Consider the following 13,599-nt stretch of genomic DNA (forward strand, 5'->3'; position numbering starts at 1 on the left):
TTCCTCGTTAATCTCCTTTCAGGCAGCTCGCATACTGATTCGCCAGTTGGCTGAGGAACTGCGAATAGCTCGCTTTGCTCAACTGGATGTTCGTACCTAGCGGGTCAAGGGTTCCCATGCGCACGGATGTTCCCCTGGCCACGGCTTCTACGACCGCTGGCCTGAACTGTGGCTCAGCAAAAACGCATGTCGCTTTTTGCTCAACCAACTGTGTTCTGATTTCATGTAAACGCTGCGCACCAGGCTGAATTTCAGGGTTGACGGTAAAATGCCCCAATGGGGTCAGACCGTAATGTTTCTCGTAATACCCGTAGGCATCATGAAAAACGAAGTACCCTTTTCCTTTAAGCGGTGCGAGCTCGTTACCTACCTGTTTGTCGGTTGCGGCTAATTGAGCCTCAAAATCCTTCAGGTTGGCGTCGAGTTTGATTCGACTTTGCGGCATAAGTTCCACTAATTTGTCGTGGATTGCAACCGCTGTAAGCCGCGCTATCTCTGGGGAGAGCCAGAGATGCATGTTGTATTCACCGTGATGGTGATGGTCGTCACCTTTTTCGCCATGAGCATGGTCGTGGTCGTGTTCGTCGCCCTCGTCCTCAGCCCCTTTCATCAGCAACGGTTTCACAGCGGACAGCTCACCAATCGTCACCTGTTTCTGCGCAGGGACCTGTTTAGCGGATTTCTGCATGAACGCTTCCATCTCAGGACCAATCCAGACGACTAAGTCCGCGTTCTGTAAGCGTTTTACATCAGACGGACGCAGAGAATAATCATGCTCGGAGGCCCCGTCAGGCAGAAGAACCTCTGTGTCCGTCACACCGTCGGCGATGGCAGCGGCGATAAAGCCAAGTGGTTTAAGCGAAGCGACAACGGCAGCGTTAACATCTTGTGCTGTTGTCCCCCAAAGAGCAGCGGATAAAGCTGCGAAAAGAAGCGTATTTTTCTGTAACATAATGCGACTAATCATCGTAATGAATGCGTGGAATGTGATATTATAACATTCGATGACTTCTGCAAGCTTAAATTGACATGACGACTTTAGTTTCTCTTGAAAATGTTTCGGTCTCATTCGGCCAGCGCCGCGTCCTTTCTGACGTGTCGCTGAATCTGAAGCCCGGCAAAATACTCACGCTGCTCGGCCCTAACGGTGCAGGCAAATCGACGCTGGTGCGCGTCGTATTAGGCCTGGTAGCCCCTGACGCAGGTGTTATCGTCCGCGAGGATAAATTGCGTATCGGCTATGTGCCGCAAAAATTACATCTTGATGCCACCCTGCCCCTGACGGTGAGCCGCTTCCTGCGTCTCCGTCCCGGTACGCGTAAAGCGGATATCCTACCGGCGCTAAAACGCGTTCAGGCGGGACATCTTGTTGAGGCGCCTTTGCAAAAGCTGTCGGGCGGTGAAACCCAGCGCGTATTGCTTGCCCGCGCCCTGCTCAGCAGCCCTCAGCTGCTGGTCCTGGACGAGCCGACGCAGGGTGTCGACGTCAACGGTCAGGTTGCGCTGTACGATCTTATCGACCAGCTCCGTCGGGAGCTTAACTGCGCGGTGCTGATGGTCTCCCACGATCTGCATCTGGTAATGGCCAAAACCGACGAAGTGCTGTGCCTGAACCATCACATCTGTTGTTCCGGCACGCCGGAAGTGGTGTCAATGCATCCCGAATTTATCTCCATGTTTGGCCATCGTGGCGCCGAACAGCTGGGCATCTATCGCCATAATCACAATCACCGCCATGATTTACAGGGACGAATTGTCCTGCGTCGGGGAAATGGACACTCATGATTGAACTGTTACTGCCCGGCTGGCTGGCCGGGATTATGCTTGCCTGCGCCGCGGGTCCACTCGGCTCGTTTGTCGTCTGGCGCAGAATGTCCTATTTCGGCGATACGCTGGCCCATGCGTCATTGCTGGGTGTCGCGTTTGGTTTGTTGCTGGACGTAAACCCGTTTTATGCGGTGATTGTCGTCACGCTGCTGCTGGCCGCCGGTCTGGTCTGGCTGGAAAAACGCCCTCATCTGGCCATTGATACCCTGCTCGGCATTATGGCGCACAGCGCCCTGTCGCTGGGCCTGGTGGTGGTGAGCCTGATGTCCAACATCCGCGTGGACCTGATGGCCTATCTGTTCGGCGATCTGCTGGCCGTCACGCCCGAAGATCTGATTTCCATTGCCATTGGCGTGGTGGTGGTACTCGGGATCCTGCTGTGGCAGTGGCGGAATTTACTGGCAATGACCGTCAGCCCCGATCTGGCCTTTGTCGACGGCGTGAAGCTTCAGCGCGTGAAGCTGCTCTTGATGCTGGTGACGGCGTTAACCATCGGGGTGGCGATGAAATTTGTTGGCGCGCTGATCATCACGTCGCTGTTGATAATCCCTGCCGCCACGGCGCGTCGTTTTGCGCGTACGCCGGAGCAAATGGCCGGTATCGCGGTGATTATCGGAATGATCGCGGTGACGGGCGGCTTAACCTTCTCGGCTTTCTATGACACGCCAGCAGGGCCGTCGGTGGTATTGTGCGCGGCGGTGTTGTTTATTTTCAGTATGATGAAAAAGACCGCGCAGTAGTCAGCATGTCCCCGGTGGCGCTTCGCTTACCGGGGCTACCATTAATCGCTACTTACGGCATCGCGGGCGGCGTAATGCCGAAATGATTCCACGCCCGCACCGTCGCCATACGACCACGCGGGGTACGCTGTAAGAAGCCCTGCTGGATTAGATACGGCTCCAGCACGTCCTCGATAGTCTCACGCTCTTCGCCAATTGCCGCCGCCAGGTTATCCAGCCCCACCGGCCCGCCAAAGAACTTATCCAGCACCGCCAGCAGCAGCTTACGGTCCATATAGTCAAAGCCTTCGGCATCAACGTTCAGCATATCCAGCGCCTGCGCAGCAATGTCAGCCGAAATGGTGCCATCGTGCTTCACCTCGGCAAAATCACGCACGCGACGCAGCAGGCGGTTGGCGATACGCGGCGTACCGCGGGAACGTTTCGCCACTTCAAACGCTCCCTCTTCGCTCATATCCAGCCCCATGTAGCGCGCGCTGCGCCCCACAATATGCTGAAGGTCGGGCACCTGATAAAACTCCAGACGCTGCACGATACCAAAACGGTCGCGTAGCGGTGAGGTCAGCGAGCCGGCGCGGGTCGTGGCACCAATCAGGGTAAACGGTGGCAGATCGATTTTGATCGAGCGCGCGGCCGGGCCTTCGCCGATCATGATATCCAGCTGGTAATCCTCCATCGCCGGATAGAGCACTTCCTCCACCACCGGGGACAGGCGGTGGATTTCATCGATAAACAGCACGTCATGCGGTTCGAGGTTGGTCAGCATCGCCGCCAGGTCCCCTGCTTTCTCCAGCACCGGGCCGGAGGTGGTACGCAGGTTAACGCCCATTTCGTTGGCGACGATATTCGCCAGAGTGGTTTTACCTAACCCCGGCGGACCAAAAATCAACAGGTGATCGAGCGCATCGCCGCGCAGCTTTGCCGCCTGGATGAAAATCTCCATCTGAGAACGAACCTGCGGCTGGCCGATGTACTCATCCAGCAGTTTGGGACGGATCGCGCGATCCACCACGTCATCTGGCTGAATGGTGCCTGCCGATACCAGGCGGTCTGCTTCAATCATCCTTTACCTCACAATGCAGCGCGCAGCGCTTCACGAATCAGAGTTTCACTGCTGGCATCCGGTTTGGCAACTTTACTCACCATACGGCTGGCCTCCTGAGGTTTATAGCCCAGCGCCACCAGCGCGGCAACCGCTTCCTGCTCGGCATCATCATCCGTCGCTGGCCCGCCCGGTGAAGTCAGCACCAGATCGGCTGCCGGAGTGAACAGATCGCCATGCAGACCTTTAAAGCGGTCCTTCATCTCGACAATCAGGCGCTCGGCGGTTTTCTTGCCGATGCCCGGAAGTTTAATTAACGCAGCCGGATCTTCGCGCTCAACGGCATTCACAAACTGTGGCGCTGACATACCGGACAGAATCGCCAGCGCCAGCTTGGGCCCGACGCCGTTGGTTTTAATTAATTCGCGGAACAGGGTGCGTTCCTGTTTGTTATTGAATCCGTACAGCAGCTGAGCGTCTTCACGCACCACAAACTGGGTAAAGACAACCGCCTCTTTGCCCGCCTCCGGCAACTCGTAGAAGCAGGTCATCGGCATATGGACTTCATAGCCCACGCCACCCACTTCCAGCAGCACTAACGGGGGTTGTTTTTCAATGATGATGCCTCTGAGTCTGCCTATCACGTGACGCTCCTGCGTTCTGGATGAAATTAACTGCCGACATAATAAAAAAAGGCTGGATAAACATCCAGCCTGATTTGTCATTATCGTAATCTGCCTCGCGCCAGATTGAGCCTCGACTCGCTCATTTGCATCGCGTTCTGGCTGACGTGGCAGTGGGTAATCGCAATGGCCAGCGCATCGGCGGCGTCGGCCTGCGGGTTCGCCGGGAGCTTCAGCAGGGTACGCACCATGTGCTGCACCTGGCTTTTCTCCGCGCTACCTATGCCCACCACCGTCTGCTTAACCTGACGGGCCGCGTATTCAAACACTGGCAGGTCCTGGTTCACGGCGGCAACTATCGCCACGCCGCGCGCCTGCCCGAGCTTTAACGCCGAGTCAGCGTTCTTCGCCATAAAGACCTGCTCGATGGCGAAAAAGTCCGGCTGAAACTGGGTGATGATCTCCGACACGCCCGCATAAATGAGCTTCAGGCGCGACGGCAGATCGTCCACTTTGGTACGAATACAGCCGCTGCCGAGGTAGGTTAGCTGGCGTCCCACCTGACGGATAACGCCATAACCGGTGACGCGTGAGCCGGGGTCAATCCCGAGGATAATCGACATCACGCGTCTCCCGTAAACGGTTTACAGGCTCTCATCAGAGAGTCGCTGCAACCTCATCAGAGATTTCACCGTTGTGATACACTTCCTGCACGTCGTCGCAGTCTTCGAGCATGTCGATCAGACGCAGCAGTTTCGGTGCGGTTTCTGCATCCATGTCCGCTTTTGTGGAAGGGATCATGGACACTTCAGCGTTATCCGCTTTCAGACCTGCCGCTTCCAGCGCATCGCGCACGGCACCCATCTCTTCCCATGCGGTGTAGACATCGATAGCGCCGTCGTCGTAGGTCACTACGTCTTCCGCACCGGCTTCCAGCGCCGCTTCCATGATCGCATCTTCGTCGCCTTTCTCGAAGGAGATGACGCCTTTTTTGCTGAACAGGTAAGCAACGGAACCGTCAGTGCCCAGGTTACCACCGGTTTTGGTGAACGCGTGGCGCACTTCCGCAACGGTACGGTTACGGTTGTCGGACAAGCACTCTACCATCACCGCCGTACCGCCAGGACCGTAACCTTCATAAATGATGGTTTCCATGTTCGCGTCTTCATCACCGCCCACGCCACGTGCGATTGCACGGTTCAGGGTGTCTCGCGTCATGTTGTTGGACAGGGCTTTATCCACCGCCGCGCGCAGACGTGGGTTAGAGGCCGGATCGCCGCCACCCAGACGCGCCGCTGTTACCAGCTCACGAATGATTTTGGTAAAGATTTTACCGCGTTTGGCATCCTGTGCCGCTTTACGGTGTTTGGTGTTGGCCCACTTACTATGACCTGCCATAAAAAGTTCTCCAAAAATCGCGCCTTCTCAGGCAGCGTTAATTACAAATTCTTCTATCGCCTGCCGGTTGCTCCATGACTTGGTCAGTGCGGCGGCATCCGCCGCATCCACCCAGCGGTAGGTCAGGTGTTCCGTGAACACGATCTCCCGCTCATGGGGAAGCGCAAGGCAGAACCACGATTCCGTATTGCGCTCAATTCCCGGTGCATAGCGATGACGTAAATGGCTAAAAATTTCAAACTCCACCGTGCGCTGACAGTCCTTCAGGGTCAGTTGCTCGCGAGCAACGTCAATGGCGACCTCTTCCTTTACTTCACGCGCGGCGGCCTGCGGCGCGGACTCCCCCTCTTCCAGACTGCCGGTAACCGACTGCCAGAAATCAGGATCGTCGCGCCGCTGCAACATCAGCACCCGCTTCGAGTCTTCTGCATAAATGACCACCAGAACCGAAACGGGACGCTTATATGCCATATCAGTTTTTCTCTTCCTTCTTCACCACCTCAATGCCCAGCTCAGCCAGCGCGGCCGGGTTGGCAAAGCTTGGCGCTTCAGTCATCAGACACGCCGCTGCGGTGGTTTTCGGGAAGGCGATAACATCACGGATGTTGTCGGTGCCGGTCAGCAGCATGGTCAGACGGTCAAGACCAAAGGCCAGACCCGCGTGCGGAGGCGTACCGTATTTCAGGGCGTCCAGCAGGAAGCCAAACTTCTCGCGCTGCTCCTGCTCGTTAATGCCCAGAATGCCGAACACGGTCTGCTGCATTTCACCGCTGTGAATACGCACGGAGCCTCCGCCCACTTCGTAGCCGTTGATAACCATATCGTAGGCATTCGCTACCGCATCTTCCGGTGCAGCCTTCAGTTCCGCCGCCGTCATGTCTTTTGGCGAGGTGAACGGGTGGTGCATCGCGGTCAGGCCGCCTTCACCGTCGTCTTCAAACATCGGGAAGTCGATCACCCACAGCGGCGCCCATTTGCTTTCATCGGTCAGGTTCAGGTCTTTGCCGAGCTTCAGACGCAGCGCGCCCATCGCATCCGCAACGACTTTCTTGTTGTCTGCGCCGAAGAAGATCATGTCGCCGTCCTGCGCGCCGGTGCGCTCCAGAATAGCTTCCACGATGTCCGCATTCAGGAATTTCGTAACAGGGCTGGTAATGCCTTCCAGACCTTTAGCACGCTCGGTTACTTTAATATAGGCCAGACCTTTCGCACCGTAGATCTTGATGAAGTTGCCGTAGTCGTCAATCTGCTTACGGCTCAGGGCAGCACCGCCCGGTACGCGCAGGGCAGCCACGCGGCCTTTCGGATCGTTAGCCGGACCAGCAAAGACCGCAAACTCAACGGCTTTCACCAGGTCTGCCACGTCCACCAGCTCCATCGGGTTACGCAGGTCTGGTTTGTCGGAGCCGTAGCGACGCTCGGCTTCCGCGAAGGTCATGATTGGGAAATCGCCCAGCTCAACGCCTTTCACGTCGTTCCACAGGCTACGCACCAGGGCTTCCATCACCTCACGCACCTGCTCGGCGGTCATGAAGGAGGTTTCCACATCGATCTGGGTAAATTCTGGCTGACGATCTGCACGCAGATCTTCATCGCGGAAGCATTTCACGATCTGATAGTAGCGGTCGAAGCCTGACATCATCAGCAGCTGTTTGAACAGCTGTGGTGACTGCGGCAGCGCATAGAATTTGCCTTTATGGACGCGGGATGGCACCAGGTAATCGCGCGCGCCTTCCGGCGTGGCTTTGGTCAGCATCGGGGTTTCGATATCGAGGAAACCGTGGTCATCCATAAAGCGACGCACCAGGCTGGTGATTTTCGCACGGGTTTTCAGGCGCTGAGCCATCTCCGGGCGACGCAGATCCAGGTAGCGGTATTTAAGACGCGCTTCTTCTGTGTTGACGTGGTTGGAGTCCAGCGGCAACGCTTCTGCGCGATTGATAATCACCAGATCGGACGCCAGCACTTCGATAGCACCGGTCGCCATATCGGCGTTGATGTTTTTCTCGTCACGCGCACGCACGGTGCCCGTCACCTGAATGCAGAACTCATTACGCAGCTCAGAGGCCAGCTTCAACGCATCAGCGCGATCCGGATCGAAGAACACCTGAACGATACCTTCGCGGTCACGCATATCAATAAAGATAAGGCTACCAAGATCGCGACGACGATTGACCCAACCACACAGGGTGACCTGCTGCCCGACGTGGGACTGACGCAGCTGCCCGCAATATTCTGTACGCATGAGATATCCCTTAATTAGCCGCAGGCTGATTGTCGCCTGTCTTACAGGCTACGATGTCGCAGCTTTCTGTATGTCACAACTGGATGAAAAAAGGCGGCTATTATACTGGAAATTCTGCCGCACGATAAGAGCGAAGCACGGCCTGACGCGTGTTTGCTGTGCTCTTATTGTCTATTCTCACAAAAATTAACAAAATTATCCGACCGATAACAGGCCATCCCGTCGTAAGGTGTAAAAAAGCAATTAATTTTACTGGAGTGACAATGTTAACGCTTGATGCCACCAAAACCGCCCTTGTGGTCATTGATTTACAGGAAGGGATCCTGCCTTTTGCCGGTGGTCCACACACCGCTGACGATGTTGTAAGCCGTGCTGCGCGTCTGGCGGAAAAATGCCGGGCCAGCGGTGCGCCTGTCGTCATGGTGCGCGTCGGCTGGTCCACTGATTTCGCCGAAGCGCTAAAGCAGCCAGTTGATGCTCAGGCCCCGGCGCATGCGCTGCCGGACAACTGGTGGACATACCCGGTCTCGCTCGGTAAACGCGACAGCGATGTAGAAGTCACCAAACGCCAGTGGGGCGCATTCTATGGCACTGACCTGGAGCTCCAGCTGCGCCGTCGCGGGATAGACACTATTATTCTGTGCGGGATCTCCACCAACATCGGTGTGGAATCCACCGCCCGTAACGCCTGGGAGCTGGGCTTTAATCTGGTGATAGCGGAAGATGCGTGCAGCGCAGCCTCTGCGGATCAGCATCAGGGCAGCATGACCCATATCTTCCCGCGTATTGGTCGCGTGCGCAGCACGGATGAGATCCTCAGCGCGCTATGATGTACGTGGGTTTGCCCCAGTGGTCGCACCCGAAATGGGTGCGCCTGGGTATTACTGGCCTTGAAGAGTATGCCCGACACTTTAACTGCGTGGAGGGCAATACCACGCTGTACGCTCTGCCACGCACGGAGATCGTCGAGCTCTGGCGCGAGCAAACCACCGACGATTTCCGCTTTTGCTTCAAATTTCCGGCAACCATCTCCCACAACGCCGCACTGCGAAACTGCGATGATTTAACCCACGAGTTTTTCACCCGGATGTCGCCCCTGGCAAACCGTGTTGGCCAGTACTGGCTCCAGCTTCCCGCCACGTTCGGCCCGCGCGATCTACAAGCCCTCTGGCAGTTTCTCGACGCCCTGCCCCACGATTTCACGTACGGTGTGGAGGTGAGGCATCCAGATTTCTTTGCCAAAGGCGACGCGGAGAAAGCGCTGAATCGCGGCCTGCATGAACGATCGGTCAACCGCGTGATCCTCGACAGCCGCCCCGTGCACAGCGCAATCCCGCACAGCGAAGCCGTTGTTGATGCCCAGCGCAAAAAACCGAAAGTACCGGTTCACGCCATTGTTACCGCGCAGAACCCGATGGTCCGGTTTATCGGCAGCGATAACATGCAACAGAATGAGGAGATGTTCGCCGTCTGGCTGCAAACGCTCGCGAAATGGGAGCAAACCACCACCCCGTACCTGTTTTTACATACGCCGGATATTGCCCAGGCACCTGAACTGGTCGCTGCTCTCTGGCAGGCCTTGCAGCAGGCGGTTCCGTCGGTTGGCCCCGCGCCGTCCATCCCACAACAATCTTCTCTTTTCTGAAATCACCCCCTATCATAGAGACGTGCCATCTGCCAAAAACAGGGAGTTAGTATGGTCAGCGCGCTGTATGCGGTGTTAGGTGCATTACTGCTGATTAAATTTTCATTTGATGTTGTGCGCCTGAGAATGCAGTACCGCGTCTCCTACGGTGACGGGGGCTTTTCTGAGCTGCAAAGCGCAATCCGGATCCACGGCAACGCGGTCGAGTACATTCCCGTCGCGTTAATTTTACTGCTGTTAATGGAGATGGATGGCGCTGAAACCTGGATGGTGCACGTCTGTGGGCTGCTGCTGATTGCAGGTCGTTTGATGCATTATTATGGTTTTCACCACCGCCTGATCCGCTGGCGTCGTTCCGGCATGAGCGCGACCTGGTGCTCGCTTTTGCTGATGGTGCTGGCTAACCTTTGGTATATGCCGTGGGAGTTGGTTTTCTCCTTCCATTAGCGCACAATATGCCCCTTTATTTTTCCCGGATTTTTACGTTATGTCAGATCGCGACACGCTTTTTTCCGCGCCTATCGCCAGCCTGGGCGACTGGACCTTTGATGAACGGGTAGCCGAAGTCTTCCCGGATATGATCCAGCGCTCTGTTCCCGGTTATTCCAATATCATCTCCATGATCGGCATGCTGGCGGAGCGTTTCGTTCAACCCGGCACGCAGGTCTATGACCTGGGCTGTTCGCTGGGAGCGGCAACGCTGTCCATTCGTCGTAACGTTCATCACGAAGGCTGCAAGATTGTGGCTGTCGATAACTCACCGGCCATGGTTGAACGCTGCCGTCGCCACATTGACGCGTATAAAGCCCCTACGCCTGTGGAGGTGGTGGAAGGCGATATCCGCGATATCGACATCCAGAACGCCTCGATGGTGGTACTGAACTTTACCCTTCAGTTCCTGGTGCCGGACGATCGTCAGCGGTTGCTGGATAAAATTTATCAGGGTCTGAACCCGGGCGGCGCGCTGGTGTTGTCTGAGAAATTCAGCTTTGAAGACGCCAGCGTGGGCGAATTGCTGTTCAATATGCACCATGATTTCAAGCGTGCAAACGGCTACAGCGAGCTGGAGATCAGCCAGAAGCGCAGCATGCTTGAAAACGTCATGCTGACGGATTCCGTTGAAACCCACAAAGCGCGCCTGCGCAAAGCCGGATTCGAACACAGCGAACTGTGGTTCCAGTGCTTTAATTTTGGTTCTCTGGTGGCGCTGAAAGCCGGAGACGCAGCATGATCGAGTTCGGTAATTTCTATCAGCTGATTGCCAAAAACCACCTATCCCACTGGCTGGAAACCCTGCCTGCGCAAATTGCCACCTGGCAGCGCGATCAGCAGCATGGTCTGTTGAAGCAGTGGTCCAACGCCGTGGAGTTTCTGCCTGAACTGACGCCTCATCGTCTGGATTTACTGCACAGCGTGACGGCGGAGAGCGAAGAGCCGCTCCCGGCTGGGCAGATCAACCGCATCGAAACGCTGATGCGTAACCTGATGCCGTGGCGCAAAGGGCCGTTCTCGCTGTACGGCGTGAACATCAATACCGAATGGCGCTCAGACTGGAAGTGGGATCGCGTTCTGCCGCATTTATCCGACCTGACCGGGCGCACTATTCTGGACGTGGGCTGCGGTAGCGGCTATCACATGTGGCGCATGATCGGCGCAGGCGCGCATCTGGCCGTCGGTATCGATCCGATGCAGCTGTTCCTGTGCCAGTTTGAAGCGGTGCGTAAGCTGCTGGGTAACGACCAGCGCGCGCACCTGCTGCCGCTGGGTATCGAGCAACTCCCTGCTCTGAAAGCCTTTGATACCGTGTTCTCGATGGGCGTGCTGTACCACCGTCGTTCCCCGCTGGAGCATCTCTGGCAACTGAAAGATCAGCTGGTCAGCGGCGGTGAGCTGGTGCTGGAAACGCTGGTCATCGAAGGGGATGAACATGCCGTTCTGGTGCCAGGCGATCGCTATGCGCAGATGCGCAACGTTTACTTCATCCCTTCCGCGCTGGCGCTGAAGAACTGGCTGGAGAAATGTGGGTTTGTCGATGTACGCATCGCCGATGTGTGCGTGACGTCGGTTGAGGAACAGCGCCGCACCGACTGGATGATCACCGAATCGCTGGAGCAGTTCCTCGACCCGGACGATCACAGTAAAACCATCGAAGGCTATCCGGCCCCGATGCGTGCGGTATTGATTGCGACCAAGCCGTAGTTTGTGCCGGGTGGCGGCTGCGCCTTACCCGGCCTACGCGTCGCACGTTTTCTCCAAAATAGTTCAAGTTGCAGCAAGGCGGCAACGCAGCGAATCCCCGGGAGCTTACATCAGTAAGTGACCGGGGTGAGCGAGGCGGCCAACGCGGCTGCGGCTTGAAATATGAAGGAGAAAAAAAGGCCCCTGTGTAATTTGCAGGGGCCTGGTACAAGCAAGCATCATATTGGGCGACATGATGCGCGGTAAAAATCGGTACGTTGCTACACGTGATGACGTTCAATCAGCGATTTCATTTCCGCAACCGACTCTCCATCCACACCGTAGCGCGAGTACTCATCCGCTTCAGCATCCGTCGACATTGACAACCCTGTATTGCGATAACGCATGGGTGAAGGTATCCATTTACCCGCCGAGCTGTGTAGCTCTTCCACCCCTGCGTTTAAAAACAGTTCCAGATTGCTGGCGCGTACTCCTGCGCCCGCCATGATTATTGGAACACCGGAATGTACTTTTAGTTCCGTAATTAATTTCAGTCCTTTTTCAGCCGAGGGCTGCTGGCCCGACGTCAGAACGCGCGCCACGCCCAGTTCTGCCAGCGTATCAAAGGCTTGTATCGGATCCTGACACATATCGAACGCACGATGAAAAGTGACCGCCATTCCCTGGGCTGCACGCATGACCTGGCGCATACGCGAAAGATCGATGTTTCCGTCTTCGTCCAGCACACCGATCACCAGGCCCGGAAAACCGGAATCACGGACGAGGGCGATATCCTCAAGCATGGCACTGAACTCACCCGCCGTATAACAAAAATCACCGCCGCGCGGGCGAATAATCGGGTGCACCGGAATGGTGATGGCCTGACGGGCTGATTTCAGCACGCCAAAGGACGGGGTTAATCCCCCTTCTTTCGGTGCCGCGCAAAGCTCGATGCGATCGGCCCCCTGCCGTTGCGCAGTGACGGCACACTCCACGCTGTAACAACAAATTTCCAGCAGCGCCATGTCATCCTCCTTAAATTTCACTCAACGTACCATCGTGGCACGTTGCCCGATTCGTGTCTGGATCGACGCTCACAGTGCTTACGCTTCGCTGGCGACGATCTGCTCAATAGTCCAGGGATGGAATTTCACCGTCACGTTGCCGTCCGTTACGGCAAGCGTAGGGTTCGGTAAGCGTTCGCGCTCACCTTTTGGCGAGCTGGTTTTGACGAAAATACCCGGCTGGCTTAACCCCTCGTCGGAAAGCAGCGCCAGCGCACGGGCGTTCAGCGTCTCGGGCTCCCCAGGCAGAACAATTTCGATATGCTCCCAGCCTTCGTGCGGATAACGCTTTTCTCCTGGCCAGGGCAGTTCCACAACGGTGAATTGCCAGTGCGCCACCGTAACCGGCGCGTGAAGTTTGAACAGGCAAATCGGGCGACCGTTAATGATATTCTCTGACAGCAGTTCACCGCACTGTTCAAAGCCACGCCGCCAGCGTTCTGCGGTGGCATTCTGGTGGCAGCGCAAAGAGATGTGATCGGCCTCAAGCGGCGCGATATCCAGCCGGAGACGGGTGGCAAGTTCTGTGAACGCCTGGGTGAAGCGCGGTAAATCTGCGGAAATATCATGCAGTTCGTCAATGGTGTGCCAGTTCGCCATAGGTCAGTCTCGTTTCGTGTCGCAAAGCCGCTAATTTACTCTGTTGCCCTCTGTCGACCAACCGCATAATCACGGTTTTTTCGACTGCATGATTATGCATACCGTCTTCGCCTGGATTCTGAGCGATCTTCGCCCCCCGCAGGGCTGACGCCCGAGGGCATTTGCAGTATACTCCCGCCCTAAATTCTTAAACTGGTGTGGGTGTTTTTTACCCGCATCAAAAACGTAAGGTATCCA

At 56.3% G+C, this 13,599-nt stretch carries 16 protein-coding genes; 7 read left to right on the top strand and 9 right to left on the bottom strand.

The window, feature by feature from the left end; translation table 11 throughout:
• Positions 1–7: 7 nt before the first annotated feature.
• Positions 8–952 carry a zinc ABC transporter substrate-binding protein ZnuA gene (gene znuA / locus HWQ15_RS21835; RefSeq protein ID WP_032677373.1) on the bottom strand — a complete coding sequence of 315 codons (945 nt, stop codon included), beginning with the start codon at positions 950–952 and terminating at the stop codon, positions 8–10.
• Positions 953–1,029: 77 nt separating this feature from the next.
• Here znuA and znuC point away from each other — a divergent pair, with 77 nt between their 5' ends.
• Both znuC and znuB read left to right on the top strand, forming a co-directional pair.
• Complete coding sequence (gene znuC, locus HWQ15_RS21840; protein ID WP_003859757.1) at positions 1,030–1,785, top strand: zinc ABC transporter ATP-binding protein ZnuC; 756 nt, start codon at positions 1,030–1,032, stop codon at positions 1,783–1,785.
• Complete coding sequence (gene znuB / locus HWQ15_RS21845; RefSeq protein ID WP_022648485.1) at positions 1,782–2,567, top strand: zinc ABC transporter permease subunit ZnuB; 786 nt, start codon at positions 1,782–1,784, stop codon at positions 2,565–2,567. The genes znuC and znuB overlap by 4 nt, the downstream gene beginning before the upstream one ends.
• A 52-nt stretch (positions 2,568–2,619) precedes the next feature.
• On the opposite strand, the gene ruvB is transcribed toward znuB, so the two are convergent.
• The 6 genes from ruvB to aspS form a co-directional block, all read right to left on the bottom strand.
• Positions 2,620–3,630, bottom strand: a complete 1,011-nt coding sequence (gene ruvB, locus HWQ15_RS21850) for a Holliday junction branch migration DNA helicase RuvB (RefSeq protein WP_006811035.1) — start codon at positions 3,628–3,630, stop codon at positions 2,620–2,622.
• An 8-nt stretch (positions 3,631–3,638) separates the two neighbouring features.
• Complete coding sequence (ruvA, locus tag HWQ15_RS21855) at positions 3,639–4,253, bottom strand: Holliday junction branch migration protein RuvA (RefSeq protein WP_022648487.1); 615 nt, start codon at positions 4,251–4,253, stop codon at positions 3,639–3,641.
• Between the two features lie 80 nt (positions 4,254–4,333).
• Positions 4,334–4,855 carry a crossover junction endodeoxyribonuclease RuvC gene (gene ruvC, locus HWQ15_RS21860; protein ID WP_014884319.1) on the bottom strand — a complete coding sequence of 174 codons (522 nt, stop codon included), beginning with the start codon at positions 4,853–4,855 and terminating at the stop codon, positions 4,334–4,336.
• Between the two features lie 34 nt (positions 4,856–4,889).
• Complete coding sequence (locus HWQ15_RS21865; RefSeq protein WP_003859747.1) at positions 4,890–5,630, bottom strand: YebC/PmpR family DNA-binding transcriptional regulator; 741 nt, start codon at positions 5,628–5,630, stop codon at positions 4,890–4,892.
• A 27-nt stretch (positions 5,631–5,657) separates the two neighbouring features.
• Positions 5,658–6,101 (bottom strand): dihydroneopterin triphosphate diphosphatase, encoded by a 444-nt coding sequence (gene nudB, locus HWQ15_RS21870; RefSeq protein WP_023300445.1) that lies wholly within the window; start codon positions 6,099–6,101, stop codon positions 5,658–5,660.
• Between the two features lies 1 nt (position 6,102).
• The gene (gene aspS, locus HWQ15_RS21875; RefSeq protein ID WP_063215905.1) at positions 6,103–7,875 is read right to left on the bottom strand and encodes an aspartate--tRNA ligase; all 1,773 of its coding nucleotides are present in this window, start codon (positions 7,873–7,875) and stop codon (positions 6,103–6,105) included.
• A gap of 263 nt (positions 7,876–8,138) precedes the next feature.
• Between aspS and HWQ15_RS21880 the strand changes: the two genes are divergently transcribed.
• Genes HWQ15_RS21880 through cmoB form a run of 5 tightly spaced genes read left to right on the top strand, consistent with a single transcriptional unit; the run spans position 8,139 to position 11,719 of the window.
• On the top strand, positions 8,139–8,705 hold the full coding sequence (locus HWQ15_RS21880) for a hydrolase (protein WP_023300447.1): 567 nt from the start codon (positions 8,139–8,141) through the stop codon (positions 8,703–8,705).
• On the top strand, positions 8,702–9,520 hold the full coding sequence (locus HWQ15_RS21885; protein ID WP_063148571.1) for a DUF72 domain-containing protein: 819 nt from the start codon (positions 8,702–8,704) through the stop codon (positions 9,518–9,520). The genes HWQ15_RS21880 and HWQ15_RS21885 overlap by 4 nt, the downstream gene beginning before the upstream one ends.
• Positions 9,521–9,571: 51 nt before the next feature.
• Entirely contained in the window at positions 9,572–9,967 is a 396-nt protein-coding gene (locus HWQ15_RS21890) for an MAPEG family protein (RefSeq protein ID WP_003859737.1), read from the top strand.
• Between the two features lie 40 nt (positions 9,968–10,007).
• Complete coding sequence (cmoA, locus tag HWQ15_RS21895) at positions 10,008–10,751, top strand: carboxy-S-adenosyl-L-methionine synthase CmoA (protein ID WP_003859735.1); 744 nt, start codon at positions 10,008–10,010, stop codon at positions 10,749–10,751.
• On the top strand, positions 10,748–11,719 hold the full coding sequence (gene cmoB / locus HWQ15_RS21900) for a tRNA 5-methoxyuridine(34)/uridine 5-oxyacetic acid(34) synthase CmoB (RefSeq protein ID WP_015570275.1): 972 nt from the start codon (positions 10,748–10,750) through the stop codon (positions 11,717–11,719). The genes cmoA and cmoB overlap by 4 nt, the downstream gene beginning before the upstream one ends.
• A 260-nt stretch (positions 11,720–11,979) precedes the next feature.
• Here cmoB and cutC read toward each other — a convergent pair whose 3' ends face one another.
• Positions 11,980–12,723 (bottom strand): copper homeostasis protein CutC, encoded by a 744-nt coding sequence (gene cutC, locus HWQ15_RS21905; RefSeq protein WP_032622415.1) that lies wholly within the window; start codon positions 12,721–12,723, stop codon positions 11,980–11,982.
• Between the two features lie 78 nt (positions 12,724–12,801).
• Entirely contained in the window at positions 12,802–13,362 is a 561-nt protein-coding gene (locus HWQ15_RS21910; RefSeq protein WP_063148569.1) for a VOC family protein, read from the bottom strand.
• Positions 13,363–13,599: the final 237 nt, after the last annotated feature.

Origin of the sequence: Enterobacter sp. DSM 30060 (assembly GCF_013375955.1) — a bacterium.
GTDB lineage: Bacteria > Pseudomonadota > Gammaproteobacteria > Enterobacterales > Enterobacteriaceae > Enterobacter > Enterobacter intestinihominis.